The 26,123-nt window shown below is 41.1% G+C and carries 19 protein-coding genes, 2 tRNA genes and 2 pseudogenes; 11 read left to right on the top strand and 12 right to left on the bottom strand.

Translation table 11 applies throughout. The features are described 5' to 3' along the window. Positions 1-455 precede the first annotated feature (455 nt). The 5 genes and pseudogenes from APHWEB_RS06150 to APHWEB_RS05665 form a co-directional block, all read right to left on the bottom strand. Positions 456-752, bottom strand: a pseudogene (locus tag APHWEB_RS06150) (GTP-binding protein). Positions 753-1,983: 1,231 nt separating this feature from the next. After that, positions 1,984-2,640, bottom strand: a complete 657-nt coding sequence (gene fsa / locus APHWEB_RS05680) for a fructose-6-phosphate aldolase (protein WP_011450613.1) — start codon at positions 2,638-2,640, stop codon at positions 1,984-1,986. After that, on the bottom strand, positions 2,637-3,023 hold the full coding sequence (locus APHWEB_RS05675; protein WP_011450614.1) for an ATP synthase F1, epsilon subunit: 387 nt from the start codon (positions 3,021-3,023) through the stop codon (positions 2,637-2,639). Before APHWEB_RS05675 ends, fsa begins: the two co-directional genes overlap by 4 nt. A gap of 21 nt (positions 3,024-3,044) precedes the next feature. Continuing rightward, the gene (gene atpD, locus APHWEB_RS05670) at positions 3,045-4,505 is read right to left on the bottom strand and encodes a F0F1 ATP synthase subunit beta (RefSeq protein ID WP_458692783.1); all 1,461 of its coding nucleotides are present in this window, start codon (positions 4,503-4,505) and stop codon (positions 3,045-3,047) included. A 149-nt stretch (positions 4,506-4,654) separates the two neighbouring features. Then, a tRNA-Leu gene (locus APHWEB_RS05665) sits at positions 4,655-4,737 on the bottom strand. 349 nt (positions 4,738-5,086) lie between these two features. On the opposite strand from APHWEB_RS05665, the gene mgtE reads away from it, so the two are divergent. Beyond that, positions 5,087-6,433, top strand: a complete 1,347-nt coding sequence (gene mgtE / locus APHWEB_RS05660) for a magnesium transporter (protein ID WP_011450616.1) — start codon at positions 5,087-5,089, stop codon at positions 6,431-6,433. A 1,944-nt stretch (positions 6,434-8,377) separates the two neighbouring features. Here the strand turns inward: mgtE and APHWEB_RS05655 are convergent. Next, positions 8,378-8,451, bottom strand: a tRNA-Pro gene (locus APHWEB_RS05655). Between the two features lie 696 nt (positions 8,452-9,147). Here APHWEB_RS05655 and APHWEB_RS05650 point away from each other — a divergent pair. The 4 genes from APHWEB_RS05650 to APHWEB_RS05635 all read left to right on the top strand — a co-directional run bounded on the left by APHWEB_RS05650 (position 9,148) and on the right by APHWEB_RS05635 (position 12,297). Continuing rightward, on the top strand, positions 9,148-9,744 hold the full coding sequence (locus tag APHWEB_RS05650; protein WP_044104100.1) for an RlmE family RNA methyltransferase: 597 nt from the start codon (positions 9,148-9,150) through the stop codon (positions 9,742-9,744). A 148-nt stretch (positions 9,745-9,892) separates the two neighbouring features. Beyond that, the gene (locus tag APHWEB_RS05645) at positions 9,893-10,795 is read left to right on the top strand and encodes an aspartate carbamoyltransferase catalytic subunit (RefSeq protein ID WP_020849288.1); all 903 of its coding nucleotides are present in this window, start codon (positions 9,893-9,895) and stop codon (positions 10,793-10,795) included. Further along, positions 10,792-11,532, top strand: a complete 741-nt coding sequence (gene truA, locus APHWEB_RS05640; protein WP_011450619.1) for a tRNA pseudouridine(38-40) synthase TruA — start codon at positions 10,792-10,794, stop codon at positions 11,530-11,532. Before APHWEB_RS05645 ends, truA begins: the two co-directional genes overlap by 4 nt. A gap of 339 nt (positions 11,533-11,871) precedes the next feature. Next, positions 11,872-12,297: a YebC/PmpR family DNA-binding transcriptional regulator gene (locus APHWEB_RS05635; RefSeq protein ID WP_021799031.1), complete on the top strand. Its 426-nt coding sequence runs from the start codon at positions 11,872-11,874 to the stop codon at positions 12,295-12,297. 94 nt (positions 12,298-12,391) lie between these two features. On the opposite strand, the gene APHWEB_RS05630 is transcribed toward APHWEB_RS05635, so the two are convergent. From APHWEB_RS05630 to APHWEB_RS05620, 3 genes are all read right to left on the bottom strand, one after another. Next, positions 12,392-12,988, bottom strand: a complete 597-nt coding sequence (locus APHWEB_RS05630) for an RlmE family RNA methyltransferase (protein WP_044104100.1) — start codon at positions 12,986-12,988, stop codon at positions 12,392-12,394. Between the two features lie 777 nt (positions 12,989-13,765). After that, on the bottom strand, positions 13,766-14,587 hold the full coding sequence (gene xth / locus APHWEB_RS05625) for an exodeoxyribonuclease III (RefSeq protein WP_011450622.1): 822 nt from the start codon (positions 14,585-14,587) through the stop codon (positions 13,766-13,768). A 339-nt stretch (positions 14,588-14,926) separates the two neighbouring features. Further along, positions 14,927-15,604 carry a hypothetical protein gene (locus tag APHWEB_RS05620; protein ID WP_020849289.1) on the bottom strand — a complete coding sequence of 226 codons (678 nt, stop codon included), beginning with the start codon at positions 15,602-15,604 and terminating at the stop codon, positions 14,927-14,929. A 348-nt stretch (positions 15,605-15,952) separates the two neighbouring features. Here APHWEB_RS05620 and ykgO point away from each other — a divergent pair, with 348 nt between their 5' ends. From ykgO to APHWEB_RS05615, 3 genes and pseudogenes are all read left to right on the top strand, one after another. Next, the gene (gene ykgO / locus APHWEB_RS06145; RefSeq protein WP_021799033.1) at positions 15,953-16,081 is read left to right on the top strand and encodes a type B 50S ribosomal protein L36; all 129 of its coding nucleotides are present in this window, start codon (positions 15,953-15,955) and stop codon (positions 16,079-16,081) included. A 900-nt stretch (positions 16,082-16,981) separates the two neighbouring features. Continuing rightward, positions 16,982-17,152, top strand: a complete 171-nt coding sequence (locus APHWEB_RS06595) for a hypothetical protein (protein ID WP_011450627.1) — start codon at positions 16,982-16,984, stop codon at positions 17,150-17,152. Between the two features lie 152 nt (positions 17,153-17,304). Continuing rightward, positions 17,305-17,592: pseudogene (locus APHWEB_RS05615) on the top strand (NADH-quinone oxidoreductase subunit C); the annotation flags it as partial. A 3,007-nt stretch (positions 17,593-20,599) separates the two neighbouring features. Here APHWEB_RS05615 and APHWEB_RS05860 read toward each other — a convergent pair. The 3 genes from APHWEB_RS05860 to APHWEB_RS05600 form a co-directional block, all read right to left on the bottom strand. Then, positions 20,600-21,262, bottom strand: a complete 663-nt coding sequence (locus APHWEB_RS05860; RefSeq protein WP_020848892.1) for a Smr/MutS family protein — start codon at positions 21,260-21,262, stop codon at positions 20,600-20,602. Positions 21,263-21,432: 170 nt separating this feature from the next. Next, entirely contained in the window at positions 21,433-21,840 is a 408-nt protein-coding gene (rpoZ, locus tag APHWEB_RS05605) for a DNA-directed RNA polymerase subunit omega (RefSeq protein ID WP_011450631.1), read from the bottom strand. A 375-nt stretch (positions 21,841-22,215) separates the two neighbouring features. Further along, positions 22,216-22,563 carry a helix-turn-helix domain-containing protein gene (locus APHWEB_RS05600; protein WP_226988836.1) on the bottom strand — a complete coding sequence of 116 codons (348 nt, stop codon included), beginning with the start codon at positions 22,561-22,563 and terminating at the stop codon, positions 22,216-22,218. A gap of 1,498 nt (positions 22,564-24,061) precedes the next feature. Between APHWEB_RS05600 and ndhC the strand changes: the two genes are divergently transcribed. Genes ndhC through APHWEB_RS05580 form a run of 3 tightly spaced genes read left to right on the top strand, consistent with a single transcriptional unit; the run spans position 24,062 to position 25,519 of the window. Next, positions 24,062-24,424, top strand: coding sequence for an NADH-quinone oxidoreductase subunit A (ndhC, locus tag APHWEB_RS05590; RefSeq protein ID WP_011450636.1), 363 nt, complete (start codon positions 24,062-24,064; stop codon positions 24,422-24,424). Between the two features lie 2 nt (positions 24,425-24,426). Continuing rightward, the gene (locus APHWEB_RS05585) at positions 24,427-24,951 is read left to right on the top strand and encodes a NuoB/complex I 20 kDa subunit family protein (RefSeq protein WP_011450637.1); all 525 of its coding nucleotides are present in this window, start codon (positions 24,427-24,429) and stop codon (positions 24,949-24,951) included. A gap of 1 nt (position 24,952) precedes the next feature. Then, positions 24,953-25,519: a complex I 30 kDa subunit family protein gene (locus tag APHWEB_RS05580; RefSeq protein ID WP_020849290.1), complete on the top strand. Its 567-nt coding sequence runs from the start codon at positions 24,953-24,955 to the stop codon at positions 25,517-25,519. Positions 25,520-26,123 lie beyond the last annotated feature (604 nt).

Raw genomic sequence — 26,123 nt, 5'->3', positions numbered from 1 at the left:
TAATCGTCGTACATTACACATGGGATGCATTTCCCAAAAGCAATTTACGGGATTATTCTCCCCCTTCAGAGGCAAGGTGTAATATTTATGTCTATTACATTAAGGGAAATCAGATTAAGATTTCTTGTCTGTGCAGCCCCTAGCTTTGGAGGTTTAATATAATTTATGATTATGTGAAGGATTACGCGTATTAGTAATTGCATAATGCTGCATGTGATCAACAAGAAACAAAAGCGGATAGCGCTTTCTATATAAAAGAGAAACCATGCCACCCTTAATCGAGGTCATGTGTGTTTTTATTTCCTCTTCTTATCACGTTATAGCTGCTTGTTTAAATAGCATTAATCATATCGCCACCAGTATAAAAGTCAGCGCCCACCTATCCATCTTATAGCCAAAGCAGATACGCGACACATCATACCGATCAGCTGGACGCTCACCCTCTGATTGAAGCACTACACCTGCACCCCATTAAACGCAGCTACAGCACCATCCAGAACCCGCAGAGAACTTTCCGCTTCTACAGTGAAATCAACGTGCCTTGGTGTATCGATGATATTTATTCTGCATCCATTCCAACAACATGTAGTAGCAGCAGATGTAATCGTTCGTAATGCCACGCTTCTTTTCCTGCTCCATCCAGTCCATAGATGCAGCACCTTCGTGAACTTCCCCTATCCTGTTCTGCAGTTCCCAGTGTAAAAAAGTATGCGCTCTGTCTTAGTAATCTTTCCCGAATCTATGTGCGCCATTATCCCTATATTCCCCACACTTAGATCAATCACCCTTACTCACATATCATACTCCCTGTTAAGAACGCAAAAAAATTGCTAAAACCTGAAATGCTTTACAACATATCGGAGCAGTAGTCGCCTTTGTAGACTTTACGTCAACAATTGGTGCCGTAAACAACCTTCTATCGCAGACAGATCATGCACATGGTAAAGATAACGCGCGGCATGCCCTGACTTTTCATCTTTGTTGCAAGAGGAAATTCTGAGGAGTATTGCAGCACGTAAGAGAGGATATAATGATGATTCCTATAGTAATTCCATATATAAGGGAACCATGGCAGCGTCTTATTTTTCTCCAAGAAGATGAAAACTATAAGCTCATTGTAGCGCTTTGCAGAGAATTCTCACAATCAACTCTATGAAGCACAGCTATTATTTTCCAATATTTTTATTACAACGGAATTTCCAGTACTGGGGTGCTTAAGGTAACAGTATGCCTGATCCAAGCCTGAAGTACTTATACATCAAGTTTTTAGAAAGTCAGCTATAACCTGAGTTACCACTAATTTGAGCACAACAAATTGCAAAAAAAAGCTGTTTTCAGAAAGTCAGCCTATATCAGGGTTCCAATGGTGTGTGCCAAGGTCCGTAGAAACGGTAGCCTGTTGAGATGCTGACTTTCGGATTTATATCGTAATGAATAAATTTGTTATGACGGCATTTCCAGTACTAGGAATGCTTAAGGAAACAGTATGCCCTATCCAAGCCTGAAGTACTTATACATCAAGTTTTTAGAAAGTCAGCTATAACCTGAGTTACCACTAAGTCGAGCACAACAAATTGCAAAAAAAAGCCGCAGCGGATTACGGACTCTATAGATCCTTACATTCTACGGAGCAATGTCACAGAACTGTTTAACGAAATTTGCCGAAATTGCCGCTTCATAACAGCGCACTACCAATAACCAGATATAGTACCCACCTTCCAGATAGCACGAGAAATCATACCTCTATCAAATTCGTAATATATAACTTGAAGCGTAGTCTAGGCCTTCATTTTACACCCTAAGATATATTACCTATACGCCTCTAGCTTTCTAAGAAAAAAGAAAATGCAATTAGAGCTTCCGTCAGGCACACATCCCGGAAAAAGTAAGCTAACCCACCTACAACAAATCAAGCGCTACACAAAACATCCCAAGCAATGAATCTCCAGTAAAAGCAGCGAAAAAAGCGCCATCTCTATAGATCTATAAGATGGACCTCCCACTCACTTCCCAGGATTTAAGAAAGTCAGCCAGTCCCTTATCGGTCAACGGATGAAGAAATAGCTGCTTGAAAACAGATACCGGAACTGTCGCAACTTCAGCACCAGCCTTAGCAGCCTCTAAAACATGCATAGGACTCCGCACCGAAGCCGCAAGAACCTGCGTCTTGAAACCATAATTACTATATACACACCGTATATCTCTTATCAATGCCGCTCCATCTCCTCCCAGATCATCTATCCTGCCCATAAACGGAGAAACGTAAGTAGCACCAGCCTTTGCAGCCATTAACGCTTGAGTTGCCGAAAAACACAGCGTCACGTTCACCTTTATATCACGCTCCCTTGCGAGAATGTTACATGCGCGTATACCATCAAAGGTCAACGGCAATTTTACTACGACATTTTTAGCAATTTTAGCCAGCTTTAGCCCCTCAGCTACCATATCATCAGCATCAACGGAAACAACCTCCACACTGATATCCCCTTGCACAAGGCTGCATATTTCCTCTAGCAATTCCCTATACGGTCTCTCAGACTTCGATAATAGCGCCGGATTAGTAGTAATACCATCAACAGCACCGGTCTTATAAAGCACAGCTATACTATCTACATCTATCGTGTCTAAAAATATTTTCATGCCTTTAAGACCATATCAATAAACATCAAATCTCCTTTTGCTATCTCCGCAAGCAGACTATCCCCATCAGCAGACTTCTTAATCTCTTCCCTAATACGCTCCAGGGCTTCCTTATTACTACTTCCGGCAAAAACTATAGCATCAGCTATAACCACGCATTCATTATCCTTCACGGTAAGCACAGCGCTAGATACAAGCACTACAGTTTCCTCACCTTTCTCATTACGAAGGAGCAAGGCTTGAGGAGGCAAGTCCATCACAGCTCTTTCATGATTCGCCATAACCACAAGCTCACCACTACCAGTTCGCGCAACAAGAGAACATATGCCCGTAAAACTACTCGTACAATCCGGTAAGACAAACTCTACGCTAAAGCTATCCATGAATAATCCTCACCACATCAATTACAAGCCGCAACACCGAAGTAGATCAACCCCCCAGACATATTCTCCCGAACCTTTCTCAGAAAAACAGCTATTCAGAGCCTTCGCCTTCTCAACGGCAGCATCTATACCACCAACCATGTAAAACGCTGCTTCAGGCAGATCATCATACTGCCCCTCTACCAATCCCTTGAAACTACGCACTGTATCTTCTAATGATACAAAAACACCAGGATTACCAGTGAAGACTTCCGCTACATGGAACGGCTGCGATAAAAATCTCTGAATTTTACGAGCCCTAGCAACCAATATCTTGTCTTCCTGAGACAACTCATCCATACCAAGTATCGCAATAATGTCCTGAAGAGACTTATACGTCTGTAGAATACGTTGAACCTCTCTAGCAACCTCATAGTGCTCAGCACCAACCACATCAACAGACAACGCCTGTGAAGTTGAATCCAAAGGATCCACTGCAGGGTATATACCAAGCTCCGAAATCTGCCTAGACAACACTGTAGTAGAATCAAGGTGCAGGAACGAAGTAGAAGGAGCCGGATCTGTCAAGTCATCCGCAGGGACGTATATAGCCTGAACGGAAGTAATTGACCCCTTGTGAGTAGAAGTAATACGCTCTTGCATTGCCCCCATTTCAGAAGCTAGCGTCGGCTGATATCCCACAGCAGATGGCACACGCCCGAGAAGCGCAGAAACCTCTGACCCAGACTGCGTAAACCTAAATACATTATCAACAAAGAACAAAACGTCTTGCCCTTCAGCATCACGAAAATACTCAGCCATGGTCAATGCCGAAAGCGCAACCCTCATTCTGGCACCAGGAGGCTCATTCATTTGCCCATACACAAGCACCGCTTGTGATTTTTCGCGCTCATCTTCATTAATTACCCCAGACTCTACCATCTCACGATATAAGTCATTACCTTCACGAGTACGCTCACCGACACCCGCAAAAACGGAGAAACCCTTATGTGCCCTAGCTATATTGCTTATCAACTCCATTATGAGGACTGTCTTTCCAACACCTGCCCCACCAAACAGACCGACCTTTCCACCTTTTAGATACGGAGCCAATAAATCGATTACCTTGATACCTGTCACTAAGACTTCAGTAGCAACCTTCTGTTCTGATAACTTCGGAGCATGAGCGTGTATAGAGTGGTATTCGACATCTGCGCCTACATCACCAACTCCATCTATGGGCTCCCCTAAAACATCAAAGACCCTACCCAATGTTTTACGTCCCACAGGAACAGAAATGGGCGAGCCAGTATTGATAAACTTATCCCCCCTAGATAGACCATCGGTGCTACCCATGGCAACGCATCTAACAACCCCATCCCCGAGGTGCTGTGCTACTTCTAGAACCAATTGCTTTCCTTGGTAATCCTTTTCACTTTTCAAAGCATGTAAGATATCCGGCAGACCTCCGTGGGCAAACTCAACATCAACGACCGCAGGCATCACCCTGACAACTTCTCCAACACCTTCGCAGCCAGAATCCTGATTCACCTTACTAACTTCCTTTTTGACTTTCTTCATTCTACACCTAACCAAGAAGAGTTATCCACACGACAAAAACAGCCCACCGTAGGCATGCTAAAAACCAGATGTGCCCTTAGCCGGACTCGAACCAGCACACCCTCACGGGCAGTAGATTTTGAGTCTACCGCGTCTACCATTCCGCCATAAGGGCCGCATCAACGTACTGATACTACAATCTATTTTCTGCAAGTCAATCCCTACCTATATTGAAAACATGTTTCTAGACCTTACCTTCTGATTGAAGTACATTTGTACAGAAATTTGCCTAGTGTTAAGGTAGAACCTGCAATTTTAAGTTTCTTGTATTCTCGGCAACTTGCCTAAGAGTATATGATTGATATACGAGCGCTGGATGAAGTTTACGCAAGTGCTTCTAATGGTGTGTAAGCGGATGTAATTAGGCGCGAAAATGGGGAATTTCCCAATATACAAGGAAGGAAAAATATGCTAGAAAAACCGGACGCTGCTTCACCATAATTGATGCAATTACCAGGCCTGCTATGTCGTACCATTTGTTGGATAAGAAGACCAGTGATTTTCTCATAGATGCGATAGAAGAGGAAAGAGCAGGGGATATTCGTGAGATTCTTGATAACGTTGATGGAGTGCAGCTTGCATCTTTCCTTCTTACCTCAACCATTAATCAAAGGAAAGGGCTTCTAAAATACGTTGGGGATGAGCTTGTCTCTGATACCCTGGTGCATCTTGTACCTGGACTGCGGCAGGAGGCCGTCAGTACTCTAGGTGTATCAAAAGTTGCAGCACTTATTGCCACCTTAGACAGCGAAGACATAGTTGTGGTGGTGGAAGACCTTAGTAAGGAGTACCAAGAAGACATACTACGTCTGCTTCCAGAAGAAAAACGTTTGCTTATTAGCGAATTGTTGTCATATCCAGAAAAAAGCGCCGGTAGGCTGATGCACAAGGACATCACTGTTGTTCCTGCACACTGGAGCATTCAACAGTTAACCACGTACCTCTGTGACAATGCTAAGCAAAACAGAAAATTACATGAGATATTCGTAGTAAACCCTAAGTTGCAGCCCATAGGGATATTGTCTTTGGACGATGTGATAACGTCAAATAAGAGTTGTCTTGTCCAGCAATTGATGGACGAGGATATTAAAGTGATACGTCCAAGCGCAAAACAAGAAGAAGTCTCAGAAATGTTCAGGCAGTACTCTCTATTGTCTGCGCCTGTTGTCGACAAAGAGGGTCGTATAATGGGATCTATTCTGGTGTATGACATAATAAACGTGGTACATGAAGAGGCGGAAGAGGATGCGCTTCATTTGGGAATGGTGTCTGATAGCGACATAAGTGCTCCGTTAATGAAGACAGTTTTTAGAAGAATGCCATGGCTTCTAGTCAACCTATTGACGTCTACCGCAAGTTCTTTGGTGATAGGCTGGTTTAGTGACACGATAAAAAGTTTTGTGGCCTTATCAGTGATTATGCCTATGATCGCGTCAATGAGCGGAAATTCTGGATTGCAGGCTCTAGCAGTAACAGTACGCGCTTTGGCTACAAAACAGCTTACTTATAGAAATTCTAAGAGATTGCTACTCAAAGAGTTATGCGTAGGCCTTGTAAATGGGATTATAATCGCGGCAATAGCGTCCGTAGCAGTAGTGATTAGATTCAGAGATGTTTCTATAGAGGTGCTTTTTGCAATATCTATGATAATAACGTTTTCCATAGCCACGTTATCTGGGGCAGCTGTTCCTATGTTGTTGAATTTTTTCAGGGCTGACCCTGCCATCTCGTCCTCCATAATAGTATGCGCCGCAAGCGACATAATGTCGTTTTTATTCTTTTTAGGGTTGGCAACGCTCTTCTTAATGTGATCACCTGTTACACAAGGAACAAGCCCTTTCGAGACAGCGTGGAGCGTGCGTTTTATGATACGTGAGGTTCCTTTTCGATAGCCATGTTATCTGGGGCAGCTGTTCCTATGTTGTTGAATTTTTTAGCGCTGATTCTGCCATGTAGCTCACGATAATAGTGTTTATGAAGTCATAAGGTGTGTTTATTCTTCTGAGGATTGGGAGCTATTTTTAATGTGATCACCTTTTCCAAAGGGAAGGGATCTTTTCAGATAGTGACAGAATATGCATTTATGATGCGGGTGATATTTTCTCAAAGTAATATGGGGATCTTATCTTGAGAAAACGTAGCATTCTTCGGTATTATGCTGCATCTTCAAACTGCATTATATATTGAATTTAGGGTAGGATACCCCTGCCGCATTGCTTTGTCCGTAGGTAATGGCACAGTTCGCAGGATAAATCGCATGGAAATTCAAAAAAGGCACATGTTAAAGCTAGTACCATTATGCAAAGCTCTCAACGCTATGAGGTGCTTGGTACAATTCATAAATATAGGAATCATCAAGGAGCAATCAGAGACTACAAGCAGTACCTGGCCATGCCCATCAGACCGCTATTATATATGCATCCCCTTATACTCATATGGCGTAACATGCGGGATCAAACTTATTCATTCCCATAATAGTATTAACTCTGTCAATCAGAGCTGCTAAGATGGCTGCTCAGTATGTTTGGCATTAATAATAGTTGCTGTGACGATGTTAAGTGCACTATTTGAGGCACTTTTTCCTTTTTTGAAGTGATAGATGGGCATTGGGAGTGCTTAAAGTCTATGGGTAGGTAGATGTTTCTTGGATGTATTGCATGGTTCCTAAGGTAAGGCAGAACGTAGTAGTCGTTATGTCAAGAACAGACGTTGTTGCAGCAACGTGGACGTTGATGTCCATTTCTTCAGGGTACCTATAAACCTTTTAAGTTCTTAAAACAATATATGGTAACCTTACAGATATTATAGCGGAGATGCTTTTTGCTATGTACTTTGTATACTGAGCAGAACTGAATTATAGCTGGAAAGTTGTCGTATCACATTCTCCATGTATTAATTGGGGCAACACGCGGCATCCAAATACTCATTCATTTCGTAACTCTTAGCATATACACCCAACATCTGCGCTCCCTATCATTGCCAAAGTACGTGACTATTCACTTTATTTCTTACTGGGATCCAAAAAATCTTGTACTAGCACCAATGCTCGAATTAGCAACACGCCTTTGTATATTGCGCCAAAAATTATAAGATGTAACGAATCTGCATGCTCGCTTATGTGTCGTCTTTAGTGGAGCTGTACTTTTAATGTTTGAGTTTCACGTACAAACTTGTGATCTGTGCGTAGCGTATGATATTAGAATATCCAGGCTTGATTCGTGAAGACTTAAGCAGTGCTTGTATAGGGAATACCGTATAGTGAGAACTTTAGGCAATGCTGCGTGTAAAAATATCGCGAAATTTTAAGCATGCCTCACCGAATACTAGGGAGAGATGTCTCTTAATTAATAGCATGAGCGCAATATACTTGAATTCTATAGGTGATAACGGCATCAGTATTTGAAAAACTAGGGCAGGGGACTACTCCTGTATTGCATATCTCTGTGGGTAATTACGCGTTTTGCAGAATAAGTTGCGTTAAAGGGGAAGTTTAAGGCACGCGTTAAGGCTAGTACCATCACACAAATCTCTTTGCATTATTAGATACTTTGTACAATTCATAACATCGAAACCATCAAGGAATATTCAGATAATTAGAACAAGCCGTACCGTATATGCACTCAACCAGATCGATTCCCTATACTGTGGGAAACTCTCTTGCTAAGAGCAAATACCCTAATCAGCACTGCTATATTATAGTGCTACAGCGATATACATAGAGAGCAAAAGAAAGATGGTACGTGACAGAAAACGCGTCGGGGTGGAGAGATTTGAACTCCCGACCCCTTGGTCCCAAACCAAGTGCGCTACCAAGCTGCGCCACACCCCGAAGCCCCGTCATGGTATAGCATACATGCTCTAGTGTCAAGACCTCTACCAGTGGCTACGTAGCATTTCCTCATGAGTAAGTTTTCGGTAATTATATGATCCTTTTGTTCTTCTTTTATTATCTTGTTTTGAATACGCGCCTATATACGCTCATACCACAGTGTTGTAGTCTGTCAATACAGGCAAAGTGATGTAGTTTTTTCTAGAGCCATATCTTAATGTTATCACCTTTCATCAGGGAATAGACCTTCTCAGTTTGTTTAAGAAGATGCATTTGTGTATGTGTGATATCCCTTTTAGGGCTTTTTTATATTGAGAAAATGTTACATCTTGCAGAATTATACCTAATAAGCAAACTGCGTCATATTTGAAAAACGGGGGTGGTCCTTATGCTGTAATGTATCTCAACTGAGCGTTTTGCTGCATACATCGCGTGAAAGGAGAATCTATAAGTAGTTCAAGTTAGTCCCATCACTGTGAGGCTCTATTTCTTACTCCATGTAACTCACGCAGTGCAATCTGCAGCATCAAAAACTCATTCATTCTTGATATATGTGCAAGTGTGCAAAACATCATGAGATATTACTTAACTCTATGGCGTAAATTCTTTACTATAATCACCGGACCATTAGAATGAGGCACCTTTATAGTAAGGGTAAAGACGGCAAAGGGAAGGAAGATATCTTCTACGAATTGGATACGTAGACAGGTAAATGACCAGTACGTATCACTTGCCAAGAAAGAGGGGTATAGATCAAGATCAGCGTATAAACTTATAGAGATTAATGATAAGTTTAAGATCCTGCAACGCGGGAGGTTTGTCCTGGATTTAGGTTCTAGCCCTGGAGGATGGGCTCAAGTTGCCTCTAAGAATACTGCTATTATCGACAGCACCGAACCAACCGTTGTGGCGGTAGACATTCAGAGTATGAAAGACATACACAATGTGTCATTTGTGCAATGTGACATTGATAGTGATCACGACCTATTGAATGAAAAATTAAGCGGAAGAAAGTTCGACGTGGTACTGTCGGATATGGCTCCGAAGTCCTGCGGTCACAGGCAGGTTGATCACGCTAACATAATAAACTTATGTGAACTTGCAAGAGATATAGCTTTGGAATACTTGAATCCTAATGGAAGTTTTGTGACAAAGCTGCTACACGGTGAATATGAGCAAGAGTTTAGGCGTTCTATAATGACGCATTTTGGTGTAGTTTCTTACTTCAAGCCCAAGTCGAGTAGGAAAGATTCCTCAGAAATCTATCTAGTAGCTCTGAAGTTTAAAGGATAGTGCATGCTAGTAGCTGAGGTATTCTGCAGAACTACAGCGCATCGTGTTTCTCCGTAATTCAATGCTCTACAAAACATGTGTAGATAATGTGCCTTTTTATACCTTTAAAATAGTGCTAAGTTTGTGAAACGTTGTTGCGTACAAGGGTATGAAAAAGTTAAATAAACTTCTTCGAATTCAAAGCTTAAGTGATGTAGACATAGAAAATATAGTAGCGCTGGCCCATAGATACTTGCAGGATAGTAGCGCTAACAACGTGCTGCAGGGCAGAGTTATAGCCAATTTATTTTTCGAGAACTCCACAAGAACTCTACTGGCATTCGAAATTGCAGAAAAATCCCTAGGAGCTGTTTCTGTTACGCTCAATGCGGAAACTTCATCCATGAAAAAAGGTGAAAGTGTTTCAGATACTCTCAGTACTTTGAGTGCTATGGGTGTCGACTTAGTTGTAGTACGATCAGGGTTCAGTGGTTTCATAGATGAAGTAGTAGAAAGAGTGGGAGACTGTTGTGTTATAAATGCCGGAGATGGAAATCACGAGCACCCAACTCAGGCACTTACTGATTACGCTACCATACGCTACTTAAAGGGTAAGTACATTGAGGGGTTAAACGTTACTATTTGCGGTGATATTTTTCACAGTAGGGTTGCTAGATCTAATATGAGACTACTTTCTAGGTATGGTGCTAATATAAATGTCGTTACGCCACCGTGCTGGTCTGCCTCTGTGCCATCAAGTAACGTGACAAAAATAACACATAGTCTTGAGGAAGGAATCAAAGATGCAGATGTTATCATGCTGTTGAGGATTCAAAAGGAGCGTATGTCAGGAGCCTCGTTTATATCTGCAAATGAGTACTCTCGGCACTATATGCTAGACAATGCGAAGCTATCGATAGCAAAAGATGATGTGATAATAATGCATCCAGGACCTATGAATCGTGGGATAGAGATTTCAGATGAAGTAGCTGATGCAAGCTCGTCTATTTTACTGCAAGTAAAGATGGGGGTTGCGGTAAGAAAAGCAATTTTACACTATATGTTGGGATGAGATATAAAGCAGTTGTAGAATACGAGGGCACTTCCTTTATAGGCTGGCAGAGGCAACACGGAGTGGTAGGAAAGTCAGTTCAGGAATCTATAGAGCGCTCTATCAAAGAGTTCTGTCAACAGAGTGTGATAGTTTACGCAGCAGGAAGGACGGATGCAGGAGTGCATGCAACAGGTCAGGTCGTACATTTTGACCTGAAGGTTTCCCGTGAGGATTACGTTATAAAGAATGCGCTCAATCACTATCTACGCAATGAAAAGGTGTCAATATTGCAGTTAGAACGGGTTGATGAGGAGTTTCATGCAAGGTTTTCTGCAAAAAAGCGCCACTACACATATAAAATCTCGAATAGAGAGGCTCCTCTATGTATTGATTTAATGAGAATGTGGCATGTTCCAAAAAGGTTAAATGTAGAAAATATGCGTGAAGCAGCGTCTTACATTGTCGGAAAGCACGATTTTGCCAGCTTTCGCGCCAAAGATTGCCAATCTAAGTCTTCAATCAAAACAGTGGATAGTATAGACATCATCGCAGCAGAAGAGGAAATAAACATTAATATATCGGCTCAGTCATTTCTACATAAGCAGGTGAGAATAACAGTGGGTACCTTTGTGGAATGCGGCATGGGGCTATATCCACCTGCACATGTACTGGAAATACTAGAAAAGAAGGATAGAGCAGCTGCAGGAATCACAGCACCAGCCCATGGTCTTTATCTAACAAGAGTTGACTATTAACGAACGAAGGTAATATGCGCGACACAAAAAGCTCGGAGTATATTATGTTTTTTGTTGAAATCTGAAGAAACTGCTTAGCTTTACTTGAAGAGGCAGTATGCGGGGCCGTATCTAATTTAATTCTCTTCTGATACAGGCTGTGAAATGCTATGTTTTTTTAAGTATAGTGCTCTAGAGCCGCTGAGTTTACTCTACACTGTGCGTAGTTGGCTATAACTGTATGCACTTTTTGAGCGCATAGTTACATACTTTTTAAAATCTACGTCAGTAGCTTTTGTGTGGTATACATTATTTCAAAATTCCTAGCTATCAGTTTGTTAATGTTCGAGAGGAGGTATATTGCCTTCTAAAGACCGTATAGAAGCTGCTATACGAAGCGCTCAGGGCAATGAGGCTGATGATAGCTATGAGGAAATAACGTATGAAGGTTATGGTCCTGGTAGTGTCGCTATAGTAGTGCATGCTTTGAGCAACAATAGAAATCGCACTGCTGGGGAGCTACGCCATATATTTACGCGGCACGGAGGAAAGCTCGGAGAGAGAGGAAGCATAAGTTATCTGTTTGATCATGTGGGGCTAATAGTTTATGGTGCTTCGCAGGTTGGAAGCTTTGATGTGATTTTTGATGAGGCTACTAGCCTCGGTGCTATAGATCTTGAAGAACACGATAATGGCGCGGAGAAGGAGTATCACGTTACTTGCCAAGTTGTGAAGATTTTGGCAGAATCAGAGATGCTTTGTATGAGAAGTTTTCTGATGGTGTGACTGCTCGTCTCTCTTGGCGTCCTAAACAAAAAGTTAAACCTGCTTCTGAGCTTCCATGCAGTATTTGAGAAGCTTTAAACTCTATTAGCATGCACTATCCTTTAAACTTCAGAGCTACTAGATAGATTTCTGAGGAATCTTTCCTACTCGACTTGGGCTTGAAGTAAGAAACTACACCAAAATGCGTCATTATAGAACGCCTAAACTCTTGCTCATATTCACCGTGTAGCAGCTTTGTCACAAAACTTCCATTAGGATTCAAGTATTCCAAAGCTATATCTCTTGCAAGTTCACATAAGTTTATTATGTTAGCGTGATCAACCTGCCTGTGACCGCAGGACTTCGGAGCCATATCCGACAGTACCACGTCGAACTTTCTTCCGCTTAATTTTTCATTCAATAGGTCGTGATCACTATCAATGTCACATTGCACAAATGACACATTGTGTATGTCTTTCATACTCTGAATGTCTACCGCCACAACGGTTGGTTCGGTGCTGTCGATAATAGCAGTATTCTTAGAGGCAACTTGAGCCCATCCTCCAGGGCTAGAACCTAAATCCAGGACAAACCTCCCGCGTTGCAGGATCTTAAACTTATCATTAATCTCTATAAGTTTATACGCTGATCTTGATCTATACCCCTCTTTCTTGGCAAGTGATACGTACTGGTCATTTACCTGTCTACGTATCCAATTCGTAGAAGATATCTTCCTTCCCTTTGCCGTCTTTACCCTTACTATAGGGGCATCTTCTTGCTCTGTACCATGCGAAGGAAAAAAAGCTGCGAAAACAGGTGATAGAAAATGTACTGTAGTTGTGAGATTTGAACTCCTCATGGCTCCAAAATTCACAGGCAGTTCTTAATATTGCCGCCCAATACCCCAATAATTGCTAAAGATTTATCCGAGAACAAGGTTTGCCCTCAATACTATCAACCTTCGCTTATCTAATAACTGACTCCAACCTTAGTACATGGTGCGTACAATCCACATGAATATTCTCACCCGTCGTCCCTCTTCGCAAATCACTAGCAAATACAACACGCTCCCCCTATTAGAGTAGATAGATGCTATAGATCTAGCTTTGAACCATCTAAGTGCAAAGTATGAAGCAGCTGAAAAAGAGCGAATGAAAAAGCCATCGCGGATCTAGAGACAAAACAGTACGTATCTATTGTACTACAATAGCGAATTGTATCTATTCCACGTCAGTACATAATGAAAAATCACTGATCCAAGCAGACACAGGTCTAATAGATCCTGCCAAAATCGCATTATCTCACCGCTAGATGACTCCTGAATCAATTGTCAGGTACTGAACACATGCCTCAAAAGCTGCCTTATACATACCTATCAATTGTAAAGGAGCAATACCTTAAAAACACCTCATAAGAGAGTCAAGACACCCCACAACTTATACGTATCAAAACCCCAAATAGCACCAAGAATTAAGCACATGAACCCACATTAGACATCTATGTCGCCCATAACCGGAGCATGATCCGAAGGAGTATCCCAACCTCTAACCTTCGATAGTATAGAACAATCTAGAACTTTATCAGCGATTTGAGGAGAAGATAGCAGAGCGTCTATTCTAAGACCTCTATTATTCTGCCATCCGCCTTCTCTGTAATTCCACCAACTAAACTCTTTTCTATCAATACCCACAAAAGTGCGAAAAATATCCACTATACCGTTATTTAGAATTTCTCTGAATTTAGCACGCTCTAAAATATGAAAGCATAGCCTGCCATCAAGAGCTTTAGGATCGTGCACGTCTATCTCTTCAGGTGCAACATTGAAGTCACCCCCAGCAATGAGGAAGTCCTCTGTTTTCATGATGTTTAACAATCTGTCCTTCAGATGTTCCAGGAATTTCAATTTATAGAAAAACGTCTCAGATTCTACCTCCTGCCCGTTGGGAACGTAGACGCTCACTACTCTTATTTTCTTATTCCCAGTACACTCCAGTGTACACTCTATATATCTTGATTCCTCAGATGAATAACTTCCTGCGCTTTCCAACTCCTTTCCTTCGTCTAAAACGCTGTAGGAAACTACTTCTACTACGGGCAACTTACTTATTATCGCAACTCCATTTCTAGATTTCTGACCATGCACGTAGCATTTATAACCTAGTGCTTCTAGCTCAACGAAAGGGAATTGCTCATTTGTGCACTTGATTTCTTGTAGCATAGCAACGTCTATACTGTGCTCTGATAGCACACTACACAGGTGCTCTATTCTTTTTCTTATCGAATTGACATTCCATGTTATTACTCTGATCATACCGCACACTAAACGTTTTAATTATGTATTAGGATGTTAGATAGTAAGCTACTGAGCATGTCAAGTCGATCTTTTACCAAGGATGCGATTCCTAAGCGTAATACACATATAAAACGCTTTTTTTACCATATAGCATCGCCAAAATGAATGTTGATATTTCTTAAAATAATCCAGCGTGATAACACGTGACATAATGTCATTCTCTCTTCCACAGCATAGGCGGAGTACAACTGCCAAAATTATGCTTCGTAGCAAAAAAGGCGCTGTAAGCATAGGCATGAGCATATGTTATTCACGCTAAAGATGAATTGCGGGTACTTGAGCTGCGTATACACATTTTTACATGGAAAATCTTACGCCTAGGTCTAAGCCATGGGTAGAGAATTCAAAGTTCTGCAGATCATACGTGATGCTATTACCATCCTGATCGTATATTGTGTCGCTTTTATACTTCCAAGAGGTAATCCTGTAGGTATACCCTACATAAGCAGACAATCCAGAAATAAATTTGTGTACTATACCCAATCTAAAGTTTTTTACTATACCGAATAAGTCCTCAGAATTCCTTCTGAATCCCTGGTATTGTAGTATTTTAGCAATGCCAATTCCAGTGCCAACATATAAGCTCGATGACTCGTTTATTGGGTGATACCTATAAAAACCGTAAGACGCAGCCGTAGACCTTATGGTGAGCATATTCTCAGCGGATGATGCAGATAAGTCGTGTATTCCGTATACATTCCTCATCGCCTTGATTATGCCAAAACCATGCTGAGTATCAACGTTCAATGATGGTACAGCTTTAGCGCTATGAAGCTCAAATTCGTGATAGTACTTACCGTTAAATATTGGCCATAACATCGAAGCAGTGAAGCTCCAGTTAGCCATTTGCGATTTATATCCCACATTAAAGGGGTCAGAAAACGCAACATTTCTCGTATAGCCTATGTTATATTCTACAGGAGTCAAAGCTCTTAAGTACGGCAATGCAACAGACATATGTGAAAAATCCAGCACAAGCTCCCCCTCTCTACGAACAGTATTTGCACTTTTCCAACGGAAAACCTAAGAGAAGCGCCCTGCGGAATCCTGTATTAAATTTTTAATATTTTCAACTAAAAAATAAATAAATTAATTATTTGTAGAGTAAAACATCCTATATCGAGATAGTGCACGAATACGAGCCGGAGTATGCAACATACGAGTACTTTAGCTCTGCAGCTACCTTTGTTATGGTGCCATTTAACTTGATGTGCCAGTATGGTATCATTGGCAATTTATTGGTGAGAGAAGGCTAGATTTTCTCTTGACGATCTATAGTAAATATTGAGATACTCTGCGTTTGTTGTAGGCGTGGGGTATGTTGTGAAAGTTATGGGGTCTTTGAAGTCTGCTAAGAGCAGAGATAGGGACTGTAAGATAGTGCGCCGGAAGGGCCGCGTGTACGTAATCAACAAGAAAAAGCCAAGATTTAAGGCTCGTCAGGGGTACTAGTTCGTAGTAAGTGTTCTGCGGCGTGGTCTCTCGGTGGGCGTTGCACGTGCGTATAGTATGTTGTTGGCTATGGCTTCGCACCTGTCTTGAGTGTCGGTGAGAGAACGCACGTCGGGTGGTTTTGTGTGATCTGTAATGCTATAGGCAGGGTAGGGGGAGACTCTTGCAGGCGTGTCCGCGTTCTTACAAGGAGTCTTGTTGAGCTATAGAGTTACATAAAGATGCAAGGCTGGCAGTTGGAGGCTCTGTTACTGCACTTCCTGTTTCCATGGCGGGGTGGTGTTTGTGGTGAGAATTTCAGGGTATGGTTTGCCTAGTGATGTGGTGATTTAGCGCGCAAAAGTGCAGAGCTAGACTCTCCAAGTTGGGTTGTGTCCACTGGATACATGAGTTCAAGGCAGGTTTTTTCCGAAACACTATCTAACTATTAGTGTGAGATTTTCAGTTTTGGTGACATAGTACTTTTAGTAGACGTGGTGCTGTAGTGATGTGCAATGTGGTATCATGGGAAATTTGTAGTGAGTTTCTATAGTGGGTATGCATTGCCTTATCTTGTTATTTTTCAGTTTACACAGTTCTGGTGCCCTGACAGAGACATTTCTGTTCTATGGGAGTAATTAGATCAAAGTTTCCAGCTATTGTCTCATATGCTTCAGGCTAAAATCATGCAGTGAGTCGCATGAGTAAGCGGTATAGATACTATTTATTCAACTTTTGGGGATTTAGTGTGGTTGAATAATTTCCTTTTCTATATGCATGCGCCGGCATTAGTAGTCTGGTATGGCTTTTCCATAAAGGGAAGGTAGCGAAAAGTATTAACAGAACGTAATGCCTGTACGAATATGTTTATGCCTACCTAAGAATTTTTCAGATCCATTTTTCAGAGCTATAGCTTGATATGTGAAGGCTTCTTCTAGTCTGCAGCAGCACTTAGTTGTACAGGGGTTTATTTCATGTGGAGTACCTTCTGTGTGCAAGCTGGTATTTTTTCACGAACAACATGATATGGAGGATTGCTCCGCGCTTTCGTTGGCATATCTTGTAGTCAATTTGTGTAGGAAGTCGTGTTGACTTCAGTCGTTAGGGGTTAAGGATGGGACATAGTAGTCTGATTGACGGCAAAAAGTGTACTGTGAGTTTTTGCAGGGTAGTGGCTTGAGCAAAATCTTTCCTAAAGGGATACTTTTGACTCTATTACCAGATTAGCAAGGGAGGGCATATAACAGGGAAGTATTATACCTTCTGTAACTTCAGTTTTTGGATCCGCGGGGTGGTTTGAGCGCGAAGTTTACGATATGTATGGCATCGAGTTTAGTGATCATCCTGATCTGAGGCGTATTCTCACAGACTACGGGTTTCGAGGTCACCCAATGCTAAAGGACTTTCCGCTCACGGGTTACGAAGAGATACGATATGACTTCCGTAAAGGGAAGGTGGCATATCAGCCGGTGGATTTGCAGCAAAACTTTAGGTTATTCAATTCAATGTCGCCATGGAAAGGCTACAAGTAATTAATGTATAACCCACTATTGCGGCAGTATAGGGTATGGCATTCTCGAATTGTTTATGCGCCATTGATACCTTATTCGCAGTGTTGTTGCAGATAACTCATCTACGTCTTCTTATCTCTTACCACAACTGAAACTGCTCTTTCACGCAGAACATTATCTTTGCAATGGGAATTTTTGTAGATATTGCATTTTTTATCCTGCTGTTTAAGACTCCAGCATACCTACTACACATCTTGCCTTGTGCCGCATCAGTAAATGATCACAACGTTCTAAACTTCATTATTGCTATAGGATTGCTATCTTGATACCGTGAGCGCAGTATGGATATAACCGTGTTCTGCACACTTTAAAGCCGCAAGATTCTAGCACACTCCGTAAGTAATTCTGGAATCAATGTAGACTTTTGTGTGGAATATATACCCGCCTATAAGACTCGATCCACCAGTACGTAACACCACTGTTGTATAGGTAAATTCTGTAATACAATAGAAGACTAGCAATAGCCGATATAAGCCACAAGAGCACGTTAGACATGCGCTTGTGCGTAAACCCTATAATATATGAGAGAGTTAGAAACTTTTACGGTTTTAGAAATAACTGCATAAACATTTTCGGTATATATCCTGAAAAAGATAAACACACTTGAAGTTATCAAGTAATGAGAAAGCCAATCCCTCAGGATATAAAACCTACTCTCAGTACAAATTATTGTGCCAACCACAACTACTTAAAAAATAGTTCTTTCTACGAAGAGAATTGATAGATATCTCTCTAGCACGAGATATGTCAGCAGTATGAAATGTCTGTAGTGGTGTGGTATATGTGGCAGCAAATGCTCTGTCTTTTCTTAGTATGCATTTAACGCTTAGGTTCATAGCTGATATCCGAATGTCATTTTTTTATATGTGAATGAACTGTGTTTAGGTTACTTACGTACCTGAACAGTATATTAATCTGCTTCTATAAGTGATAAGCGCAATATATCGTGTGCGGTGTTAAATTCGGTGCTAATCTTCAGTTATGTAGATTCCTTGATGCATGCTGAAAGAACTGTGGTTTTCATAGAAGCATGTACTGCAGATTATGTGTACCACTTTATCAAGATTACGAGCATACTTTATCGAGATTATAATCTCCTTCTATAGCGAGATAGGTGGAACATTCTGTTTTCGATTTTAGATTCATAGATCACCAGAAGAAAATAAGGTAGAGGGGAAGTTGTGTATGCTACGTTTATATGAAGTTTCTTATAGAACTCCGTCCACTGTTTGTATTTTTATACTATACCCTATAGAGCACTCTTGCACCGCATGTATACGGTGTCATATTCATAATTCCAGGTGTTTTTCCTTTTACCGAAGAAGATGAACTAAGGCATCACCGTTTACTACAAGATGTTGAACTTACTAAACATCTGACCATTCTGTATCTTCCAGAGAGTATTGCTGTTTCGAATACGTGATGAACTAACTGGGGTGACCTTCCATACGTACTTTGTCATGGTATTGTAACCTGCTTCTATAAGTGATAAGCGCAATATATCGTGTGCGGTGTTAAATTCGGTGCTAATCTTCAGTTATGTAGATTCCTTGATGCATGCTGAAAGAACTGTGGTTTTCATAGAAGCATGTACTGCAGATTATGTGTACCACTTTATCAAGATTACGAGCATACTTTATCGAGATTATAATCTCCTTCTATAGCGAGATAGGTGGAACATTCTGTTTTCGATTTTAGATTCATAGATCACCAGAAGAAAATAAGGTAGAGGGGAAGTTGTGTATGCTACGTTTATATGAAGTTTCTTATAGAACTCCGTCCACTGTTTGTATTTTTATACTATACCCTATAGAGCACTCTTGCACCGCATGTATACGGTGTCATATTCATAATTCCAGGTGTTTTTCCTTTTACCGAAGAAGATGAACTAAGGCATCACCGTTTACTACAAGATGTTGAACTTACTAAACATCTGACCATTCTGTATCTTCCAGAGAGTATTGCTGTTTCGAATACGTGATGAACTAACTGGGGTGACCTTCCATACGTACTTTGTCATGGTATTGTAACCTGCTTCTATAAGTGATAAGCGCAATATATCGTGTGCGGTGTTAAATTCGGTGCTAATCTTCAGTTATGTAGATTCCTTGATGCATGCTGAAAGAACTGTGGTTTTCATAGAAGCATGTACTGCAGATTATGTGTACCACTTTATCAAGATTACGAGCATACTTTATCGAGATTATAATCTCCTTCTATAGCGAGATAGGTGGAACATTCTGTTTTCGATTTTAGATTCATAGATCACCAGAAGAAAATAAGGTAGAGGGGAAGTTGTGTATGCTACGTTTATATGAAGTTTCTTATAGAACTCCGTCCACTGTTTGTATTTTTATACTATACCCTATAGAGCACTCTTGCACCGCATGTATACGGTGTCATATTCATAATTCCAGGTGTTTTTCCTTTTACCGAAGAAGATGAACTAAGGCATCACCGTTTACTACAAGATGTTGAACTTACTAAACATCTGACCATTCTGTATCTTCCAGAGAGTATTGCTGTTTCGAATACGTGATGAACTAACTGGGGTGACCTTCCATACGTACTTTGTCATGGTATTGTAACCTGCTTCTATAAGTGATAAGCGCAATATATCGTGTGCGGTGTTAAATTCGGTGCTAATCTTCAGTTATGTAGATTCCTTGATGCATGCTGAAAGAACTGTGGTTTTCATAGAAGCATGTACTGCAGATTATGTGTACCACTTTATCAAGATTACGAGCATACTTTATCGAGATTATAATCTCCTTCTATAGCGAGATAGGTAAAACGTTTTGCTTTTCAGTTTTAGATTTAGCGTTTATCTTCAGTTATTTAGATTTCTCTGATCCATGCCGTAGTAGGTAATTTGGGTTTGTAAGGCTATAGGTGAAATACCAACGGTTTAGCACGCGCTGAGGACGAAGAACAGCGAATTTACCTATGGCTAGGGATCTATATAGATTTACAACTCTGTCCGTTGCATTAATTTGGATATTTTGTGCTTTGATCTGAGCAGAACATAAAAAGCACCCCTCCCACCGTGCTCGGGAACAGCACGCGTATAGTAAAGAACCATGTTTACTATTTTATCGCTTTGTAGCCACTTATACAAACTCCTCCGCAAAGCATTTTCTCCAGATTGTTTACTTCCCCAACCCGTAATTACCAAGACGCACTTATGGGCGGATTGAAAGCTCATTATAATAAAATCTGCTAGTAGATCGTAAGCGACATCAGTTGTATAACCGTGCAAGTCAATAACATTGTCGATACGAAACTTTCCCTTGTCCACCTTTAACTTCATCCTGTGCGCTATGGCAGATAGGATCCCCTGATCTTCAGTGCATTGAGAGGCATTAACTACGCTTTTTTCTCCAAGGCCCTTGGCATTATCAAGAGAAGACAACAGTACATCTGACCTGTCATACACTATCTGACGTGTACTAGGTCTAGAAATACGATTGGTAGGCAATACTTTATGATGCGCTCTTTCGCACTCCGTATTGCAAAACACCGTTTGTGGTGCGAAAAGAACCCTGTTATTTCTTTCGAGGGGACGAGCTACTTTCTCTACACTTTCCCAACACAGAGCATCGGTCAAGTCTTCACATCCAGCATCACTCACGATAAACCCCGAAAAACGCATACGCCAGTAGCTTTCAGTTAAGCCACGGCAAACACAACAGCAGGAGGTTATGATACGAAATTTTTACAATCAGACAGCAAGATGCAAACACACACCACACACGTACAACAGACGCAGCACAACCTCTAATAACTCACAGGAGAAGGTCTTTAGAAACCTTCTATACCATCATCTTTTCCACCTGAAAGAAACTTATCCTGATCCAGAAACGAAGCAGAATACGTGCTCTTATTATCTACAAAGCTCTTACCAAGACCGGTATGTCGGGAACTACGAGAAGGTGAGACATGGGAGCTGTGCCCCGCAATACCACGAGAACCAGCAAATTCTTCTAGATATTTTCTACATCTTTGCACAGCCAACCCGAATACGGTAGAGAGATCTAACTGATTGGACGCTATCTCCCTCAGTGCGACAACCGTATTCTTATCACCCTGACGGTCTACCAGAGTCGCTGCGCCCGAGCTTAACTCGTGAGCTCTCTGACTTGCAAGAATCACCAGCTTAAATCTATTTCCATCATAACCAGAAAAGCACCTACTTTCTTCAGAGTCCATTTTCTTTCATACAGCACATAACAAACCCGCAATTATACCCTCATAAGGCGCCATATGCAATATGTTGATGAAGTATCGCCGAAAGTATTTCTCTTCTTTTATCTACATTGGAGGACCATACTAGCATCCTAGGCTACAGATTTCATGTCACTAAAGACAATAGCATTACGTGATCCAAAAACTCAGCATACACGTGTCGAAAAAACGCGGTATGCGATCGACACATATACCACTAGATATTGTGATGCGTGATCTTAAAGTCACACTATCGCACAAGACCATACTACATACTCCTGAGGCTACACGTAAATGTGTAGACTTTTTCTATGACTGGAATGTTTACGAAAGCAAGGAGTATAAATTATGTACCAGGGATTACTTGCTATCTTTAGAGATAACCTTCAAATCTATCGCATTTAAGTCATCTGACAGCTGTGAGCCTTCGACTTCATTTAAGATATTTTGTGGGATTTCCCCTATGGACACCGATAACTCTACCTTACAATGTAGCCTTAATAGGAATACCAGCAACCTCTCTAGGGAAAACCCGGAAGCCTTACCGTTTATGATTTGAGATACTTTTGGCTGATCTACCCCTATTACCTTAGCGGCAGCCATCTGACTCCATTGACTCTTCTGTATTGTATCTCTTATGATATTTAAAATTTGGAGCTTAATTTTTTGTCCGTTACGACGACGTTTTTCTCTCATAGAACCTTCCACCAGGTGAACTTATAACCGATTCAATTTATGATTTTGCAAAACATCAAAATGCCAAACAGCCACATGCTCTTACAACAAAGAAACACGGCAGCATAGCCACTACAACTGCGATCATACTAGTGTAAATTGATTAATTTTTTTATAAAGCGGGAAGGTAAAATTGCTAGTTAAAGTAGAGCGTAGTCTGCGCACAGGGAGAATATTGTACTTCAATGTCAACTTAAAGTGCGTGAAAAAAGCACCGTAATATCATGTCAATACGTGCTATAGTCCATATTTTAAGATGCCTATAAGGAGGATTACGTGACTCTGTCAGAAGTGTGACTAAATTATCGCACATCTAGTAGTACATATGACATTATTATCTACAGCTAGCGAACATTTTATACACACTTAATGGAAGCTTATGCACTGAGTGCAATATTTAGAGAAATTTTGTCTTGATGACGTATTAAGGAAATTGTGCTTAAACCTTCATTTACCTAATCTTCATTCAGGTATACTGGGTGTGAGCTTAGGTAGCGGCAGTGCTAGGGGTGACAACGTTTTTTTTGCATAATGTTAATATAGCATATTTAGATTTGGTGTTCATTTGCAGCTCATGAAATTTCTTACATAGGCTGTAATTTGGGTTTGTAAGGCTATAGGTAAAATACCAACGGTTTAGCATGCGCTGAGACAGAACGACGAATTTACCTAATGTTAATATAGCATGGCTACGGGGGAGGGTATGATAGAAGTCTTTCTCACTGCTTCTCGTGTTGTCAGGTGTTGCGAATTATGGGCTTCTTAAGCTGGGGCTCTATGCATTTCCTAAACGACTGCTTCATGCGCCTTGAGTACAGAACTTGCTTCCTTATTGATAGTGGGGTGAACTCTGAAAGTGGTGGAAACTTGGGGGTTTCCATAAGGAGCTATATTATTGATTATGAAAATGCTAGTGCAGAAAATACGTCATAATTTTCATTGACAGATGCAGGATTTGTATATGGATAAGCTGTAGCACATAGATCATCAGGTTCTATTGCATGGGGATACATGCATCATATCTTATGATAATGTTGTAAAAATACTCAGTGTGTTTTTGTTCAATATCGTGGATGCAACTGTTCGTCATTATACGTCATACATCAACCAATTTGCATGTATAACGCGGTAAACCTTCTATATATGTATAAAACGGCAGAGCTAAAATGTTTTACATCTTAGTAGGGCGTTGCATCAGTGTGACATAATTTGTTTTGCGCTGCTTTAATAGTGACGTATGTGCAAGGCTATGTGCGTGTATAACGTGTTGCACCATTGTTGCTATATGAGGAATTTTATTCGTTGGTTTGCGTCTTCACTATTTAGAGTTATTTATTTGCAAGACTGCTACATGTATTAAGTAAATTTACTATTCAGTAGTAGTCGTTAGGCGTAGTATGCTTTATCAAAAATTGACATTTTAAAGGAAATTAGTCACAATTCGGTGATATACTCTAGGTGATATATTTGCGTGTTTGATGTTGGAGAGTACTCTTCAGTTTTGATCTTTTTCTCGCTTGCAGCGGTGCTATCTTCGCTCTTTGCCGTTTTACCGATCTTTTTAGCAAAGCGTAGGGATTCTATGGAGAAGTTAGTTCCTTACGAGTGCGGGTTTGATCAAAAGGAGGAGGTAAGTTCTGTATTTGATATCAAGTTTTGTATTATCGGGATTTTATTTGTGATCTTTGATGTTGAGGTCACTTTTCTTTTTCCCTGGTCGGTATGCTTAGGTAGCATTGGTTTTGCGGGGTATTTTTCGATGCTATGTTTCCTGGGAATGCTAACTATCGGTTTTATATACGAATGGAATAGTGGTGCCTTAGAATGGGAGTAGGCATGGGTGAATGTGATCAGATACTAGAAAATGATCTATGGCAGGGCTATAAGGATCAGGGTTTTGTGGTAACGCAATTCTCGGACCTAATAGAGAGAGTGCTGAAATGGGCGCGCAGTGGGTCTTTGTGGCCTATGACTTTTGGCCTGGCTTGTTGTGCGGTTGAGATGATGCACACTGCTGCTAGTAGATATGACCTAGATAGATACGGGATAATGTTCAGGGCCAGTCCAAGGCAGGCTGATGTTATGATAGTGGCTGGTACGCTTACTAATAAAATGGCGCCCGCGTTACGTCGTGTATATGACCAGATGGCAGACCCTAAGTATGTTATTTCAATGGGTAGTTGTGCAAATGGGGGTGGCTATTATCACTACTCGTACTCTGTTGTTAGGGGCTGTGATAGGGTAGTTCCTGTAGATATATATGTGCCTGGATGCCCTCCGACAGCGGAAGCCTTGTTATATGGTTTGCTGTGTTTACAGCAGAAGATCCTTCGCAACGGTCAAGGAACTTGGAGGGCGTAGAATGTCTTTAGATATTGAGCCTGTTGCTAGCTCGCATATACAGGAACTGTTGCAGACTGATGTTGTGTTGCGCCAAGATGGTGTGCTGCAGTGTTATCTTGAGGCGCAGAGTATACGGGATAATCTTATTACTCTGCGGGATGATCCCAAGACTAAGCTCAGGGTGCTGACTGATATTTTTGCGGTCGACTATCACAACAAGAAATCTAGATTTGAAGTAGTCTACATGCTTCTTAGTCTTGTTTATAACATACGGGTGTGCTGTAAGGTTGCGCTGACTGAGGGAAGTATTATACCTTCTGTAACTTCAGTTTTTGGATCCGCGGGGTGGTTTGAGCGCGAAGTTTACGATATGTATGGCATCGAGTTTAGTGATCATCCTGATCTGAGGCGTATTCTCACAGACTACGGGTTTCGAGGTCACCCAATGCTAAAGGACTTTCCGCTCACGGGTTACGAAGAGATACGATATGACTTCCGTAAAGGGAAGGTGGCATATCAGCCGGTGGATTTGCAGCAAAACTTTAGGTTATTCAATTCAATGTCGCCATGGAAAGGCTACAAGTAATTAATGTATAACCCACTATTGCGGCAGTATAGGGTATGGCATTCTCGAATTGTTTATGCGCCATTGATACCTTATTCGCAGTGTTGTTGCAGATAACTCATCTACGTCTTCTTATCTCTTACCACAACTGAAACTGCTCTTTCACGCAGAACATTATCTTTGCAATGGGAATTTTTGTAGATATTGCATTTTTTATCCTGCTGTTTAAGACTCCAGCATACCTACTACACATCTTGCCTTGTGCCGCATCAGTAAATGATCACAACGTTCTAAACTTCATTATTGCTATAGGATTGCTATCTTGATACCGTGAGCGCAGTATGGATATAACCGTGTTCTGCACACTTTAAAGCCGCAAGATTCTAGCACACTCCGTAAGTAATTCTGGAATCAATGTAGACTTTTGTGTGGAATATATACCCGCCTATAAGACTCGATCCACCAGTACGTAACACCACTGTTGTATAGGTAAATTCTGTAATACAATAGAAGACTAGCAATAGCCGATATAAGCCACAAGAGCACGTTAGACATGCGCTTGTGCGTAAACCCTATAATATATGAGAGAGTTAGAAACTTTTACGGTTTTAGAAATAACTGCATA

Origin of the sequence: Anaplasma phagocytophilum str. Webster (assembly GCF_000964685.1) — a bacterium.
In the GTDB taxonomy this organism is placed as follows: Bacteria; Pseudomonadota; Alphaproteobacteria; order Rickettsiales; family Anaplasmataceae; genus Anaplasma; species Anaplasma phagocytophilum.
Note: the sequence above shows the minus strand (reverse complement) of the source record. Positions and strands in the feature narration are given on the sequence as shown.

Excerpts from the sequence above, each read along its gene's own strand:
- fsa (WP_011450613.1), bottom strand. The coding sequence starts at position 2,640 with ATGAAAATATTTTTAGACACGATAGATGTAGATAGTATAGCTGTGCTT.
- APHWEB_RS05675 (WP_011450614.1), bottom strand. The coding sequence starts at position 3,023 with ATGGATAGCTTTAGCGTAGAGTTTGTCTTACCGGATTGTACGAGTAGT.
- atpD (WP_458692783.1), bottom strand. The coding sequence starts at position 4,505 with ATGCCTGCGGTCGTTGATGTTGAGTTTGCCCACGGAGGTCTGCCGGAT.
- mgtE (WP_011450616.1), top strand. The coding sequence starts at position 5,087 with ATGTCGTACCATTTGTTGGATAAGAAGACCAGTGATTTTCTCATAGAT.
- APHWEB_RS05645 (WP_020849288.1), top strand. The coding sequence starts at position 9,893 with ATGAAAAAGTTAAATAAACTTCTTCGAATTCAAAGCTTAAGTGATGTA.
- truA (WP_011450619.1), top strand. The coding sequence starts at position 10,792 with ATGAGATATAAAGCAGTTGTAGAATACGAGGGCACTTCCTTTATAGGC.
- xth (WP_011450622.1), bottom strand. The coding sequence starts at position 14,587 with ATGATCAGAGTAATAACATGGAATGTCAATTCGATAAGAAAAAGAATA.
- rpoZ (WP_011450631.1), bottom strand. The coding sequence starts at position 21,840 with ATGGACTCTGAAGAAAGTAGGTGCTTTTCTGGTTATGATGGAAATAGA.
- APHWEB_RS05585 (WP_011450637.1), top strand. The coding sequence starts at position 24,427 with ATGGGTGAATGTGATCAGATACTAGAAAATGATCTATGGCAGGGCTAT.
- APHWEB_RS05580 (WP_020849290.1), top strand. The coding sequence starts at position 24,953 with ATGTCTTTAGATATTGAGCCTGTTGCTAGCTCGCATATACAGGAACTG.